This is a genomic window from Rhodococcus sp. (in: high G+C Gram-positive bacteria) (assembly GCF_049591685.1).
GTDB lineage: Bacteria > Actinomycetota > Actinomycetes > Mycobacteriales > Mycobacteriaceae > Rhodococcoides.
On the sequence record NZ_JBAWFH010000125.1, the window covers coordinates 1 to 3686 of the forward strand.

Annotated in this window: 5 protein-coding genes; 1 reads left to right on the forward strand and 4 read right to left on the reverse strand. The window is 65.8% G+C overall.

All coding sequences use genetic code 11. The features are described from left to right. Both WBQ44_RS05475 and WBQ44_RS05480 read right to left on the reverse strand, forming a co-directional pair. Positions 1-310: potassium-transporting ATPase subunit KdpA (locus tag WBQ44_RS05475; protein WP_495565718.1), on the reverse strand; the 310-nt coding region annotated here is incomplete at its 3' end. Between the two features lie 5 nt (positions 311-315). After that, positions 316-447 (reverse strand): potassium-transporting ATPase subunit F, encoded by a 132-nt coding sequence (locus tag WBQ44_RS05480; protein ID WP_495565719.1) that lies wholly within the window; start codon positions 445-447, stop codon positions 316-318. Between the two features lie 637 nt (positions 448-1084). On the opposite strand from WBQ44_RS05480, the gene WBQ44_RS05485 reads away from it, so the two are divergent. Continuing rightward, positions 1085-1765, forward strand: a complete 681-nt coding sequence (locus WBQ44_RS05485) for a DUF998 domain-containing protein (RefSeq protein ID WP_495565722.1) — start codon at positions 1085-1087, stop codon at positions 1763-1765. Positions 1766-1808: 43 nt separating this feature from the next. Here the strand turns inward: WBQ44_RS05485 and WBQ44_RS05490 are convergent, their stop codons facing one another. Both WBQ44_RS05490 and WBQ44_RS05495 read right to left on the reverse strand, forming a co-directional pair. Next, complete coding sequence (locus WBQ44_RS05490) at positions 1809-2561, reverse strand: EAL domain-containing protein (RefSeq protein WP_495565720.1); 753 nt, start codon at positions 2559-2561, stop codon at positions 1809-1811. Next, positions 2558-3686 (reverse strand): PucR family transcriptional regulator (locus WBQ44_RS05495; RefSeq protein WP_495565721.1); only part of this gene is annotated, 1129 nt, incomplete at its 5' end. The genes WBQ44_RS05495 and WBQ44_RS05490, both read right to left, overlap by 4 nt.

A 3686-nucleotide genomic window follows, 5' to 3' on the forward strand; every position in this document is an offset into this window, starting at 1 on the left:
TGTTGAACGCAACGGACGGGCTGACGCCGTCCAACCCACCGCTGCGCGGCAATACCCCCTGCAGACGTTGCAGCGCATACAGAAACAGGACACTCGCAAACGAGAAGGCGAGCACGCTGGACGCATACCCGACCCACGTCTGCTCGGCTCTCGCGTCGATACGACAGAGGCGATACAGCACCGATTCGAATCGGCTGTGGCGCGGATTGTCGTACACCCTGGCCATGTAGTCGCCGAGGGGCACATAGATGACAGCGAGCACTGCGATCACGACGGCGATCTGCAGCCCCGCAAGAAGGGCGGGATTCATGTGCGTCAGAACCTCTCGGGGTCGAGCAGGGCGACGAAGAGGTAGATCACGACGGCGGCGGCGAGCGCAACCAGAACGTAGTTCATCGGCGCGGCCCCGAATTTCGGTGAGCCAGCGCTCGAACCACCAGCAGGCACAGTCCGAACCCGACGATCGTGACGGTGAGGAAGGCCAGATCGGCCATGAACGCGGTCCCTCTCTCGATGAGCAGCTTCGTGCACCGAAGTCGGTGCGAAGCGGACCGCCCGGTGGGGCGACCCGAGCTACAAGCATCGGCCGATAGAAAGACGCCCGCGGGCTTCCTTACGGAGTCCTTACGCGGGAGCCCGCCGAACTGACGGGAGAGTTATGCGGAGGGTGCGGCTTCGCCGCCCGTGTGCACAAAACGTTGTGGGAACAGCACTTTTGACACACGGGCGGCGCAGCCGCACTCCACCTCGATCGACGGGCCAGCTTCGCGGCCAACTTCGCATCGGCGGAAGGCATCGGCGCGGCGCCGGCTCACGGTTCCGCACGCGGTGCCTGGCTGCGCTGGACGGGACACCGGTCGAGGTGGAAGTGCTGATCGACTCGACGCGTCGGCCAGCCTGAGCTCGGCGGGCGTTCCAGTAAACCCCCAAGAACAGCCCAGTTCTCAGAATCGATGGGTACAGTCCCCTGCATCGACGCATGTCGACTCGACAGGAAGACCACACCATCACGTCACCGCACAATCTGCGCCATGCCGCCGCCGGAACAGCCTGGGTTCTCAGCTTCGCCTATTTGCTGGCCGAGTTGTTCACCGCGGCCGCCTGGAACACCCCGTACAGCTTTGCTCGGGATTCCATCAGCTCGCTCGGCGTGACGTCCTGCGACGCCGCATCGTGTTCTCCGATGCACGACGTCATGAACACCACGTTCGTGGTGCTCGGTGCGTTGACCCTGGTCGGGGCTGTCTTTCTACATCGACACATCCGCAGTGGGCGGTCCAAGAAGGTCATTTTGTCGCTGGCCGTCGTCATCGCCGTCAGCACTGCCGCGACAGGGCTGTTCCCGGCCAACGACGGCACCATCATCCACTGGGTGGCGGTGTTGCCCGGCTTCCTCGCTCGGCACGTCGTACTTGCACTGATCGCCTGGCACCTGTGGAACGAACGACGGTTGGTGGCGCTCTGGTCGGCTCTGTGCGCGGTGGTCGGAGTGGTCGGCGCCGTCCTCATGCTCGCCCAGACGCTTCACTTCGGGTTGGGCGAGCGACTCGCGCTCTATCCCATGCCGGCCTGGATGGCGGTCACGGGCGCGGCGGTTCTCCTTGCGCTGGCTCGGCGAACCGTTCTGAGCCGGTTCGATTTCGGATGGATGCTTGCACCGATGCACTACACCCGGGCCGTGTTCGGGCGAACCGCCAAGCTCGACGAACCTCAGCCGACGAGCACTGCTGTGGACGCGACGGAATCCGCGGCACGGCCCATCTGACCGGTTCCATGTCGTACCGTTCGGCTACTGCCCCCGAGTTCGTTCAACCCAGTCGCGTTCGTACATCGGCACCGGCCGCGGCGGCGCCGAACAGCCATCCCTGTCCCAGCGTGGCACCGAGCGCGACAGCACGGGCACGGTCGCGATTGGATTCGATGCCCTCGGCGAGCATCACCGCACCGGTGGCGGCGACATACCGTCGCACGGCCCACATGACTCGGGCGGTGCGCAGTGACCGTGGACGGCGGAGGATCGACGCATCCAACTTGATGATGTCCGGCTCGACGACGGTCAGCGCCTTGACTGTGTCGGGATTGGATCCCACGTCGTCCAGCGCGATCGCGAACCCGCGCCGCCGCGCCGACCGGACGACCGAACGCAGCCGCGACGGATCGGCGTCGAGACCACGCTCGGTCATCTCGAGGACGACGTCGGTGTCCCGGCCGATTGCATCGAGGTGCGCTTCGATACGCGCAGCGTCTGCTGTGCCCGACGGTTCGTAATTGAGGTACAGCGTCAACCCATCGGTCAGGCGCGACGAGCGCGCCTCCTTCAGAGCCGCAGTGCGACAGGCGAAATCGACGTCGGAGACCATACCGCGGGCCCGTGCCAACGCGAACACCTCGGCGGGGTCCACACCGTGCACCGTCGGCCAGCGCGCGAGCGCCTCGATTCCGACGACCACGCCCGAATGCAAGGCCACCACCGGCTGAAAGCACGGCACCATCGAGTCGATGGCAATCAGGGCAGCGCGTGCGGCGATGGAGACGACAGGCGTCAGGGGAGGACTTGTCATGCCGTTTTGTTCGGGTCGAGGGAGTCGGCGATCAACGCCGCGTGGAGCGAGCGCAGCCCCGACGACTTCATGGGATCGATGCCAGTGATCTGTCCGATGCGCTTGAGTCGGTAATCCACAGTGTTGGGATGCACCACGAGTTGCTTCGCCGCCTTCTTACGGTTGGCCTCGGCTCCGACGAACGCTTCGAGCGTGGACAACAGGTCGGGGACGCGGCGAAGTGGATCCAGCATGCGTTCGAGATGCCGACGGCCGCCGCCGGGGCGCGCGATCTGGTATTCGAGTGCAAGATCGGCAATGCGATAGATCCCCGGCCGATAGTGCAGCCGCTGCACGAGCCGCAGCAGTTCGTAAGCGTTGTCGGCAGCATCCGGAATCTTTGCGGCACTGGTCAACACGGCCGTCGCCGACACCCCAACCACTCCCGCTTCGGTGAGCTGCGCGACGAGTTCCTGCGCGGATGTCGGCGTCGGATTCGGAATCAGGACCGTTCCACCGGCGATGCTCAGTATCGCCAGCGGTGCCGCCGGCGCTGTGTGCTCGATCAGAGCCGTCTGCAGTCGGTGCAAGGTGCGGGCCGCTGCCGCGTCACGTCCGCCCGGCGCGCCGATCTCGTCGTCAGGACTCGGGAAGTGAAGGGCGACAACTTCGTAGCCCGCCGCCAGTTCGGCCCCAACCCGTTCGGCCATACTCGCTGCGTTCGCACCACCGGAGAGCAGCGCGGTTGCCAGCGCGTTCCCATGCTCGGTGGCCTGCGTGGCGACAGCTCGGTAGGTCTCGAGGTAGGCGGAGGACACCGCCTTCGAGACCACATCCAACAGACCGAACATCAGGACAGCCCCGTCGACCACGGCACCTTGCTCACCGCCGTCGGCGCGGGCGGCGATCATTCGCAGCCCGACGGAAAAACCTTCGTGGAATGCGTGTTGAACAGGCCCGAGCGGCACTCCGACTCGGGCCCACTCGGCCGCGTCGCCACGCAACCCGGCCAAGGCATCGGCGGACGGTTGCCTGCCGCTGTCGAGCACGTCCGCGGCGAAGGCCACGCATCGCGCGGTGATGACTGCGACGGCGCCGCGTCCCGCATCGTCCGTGAGTTCGCGGCATCGAGCACTGGTGAGTACG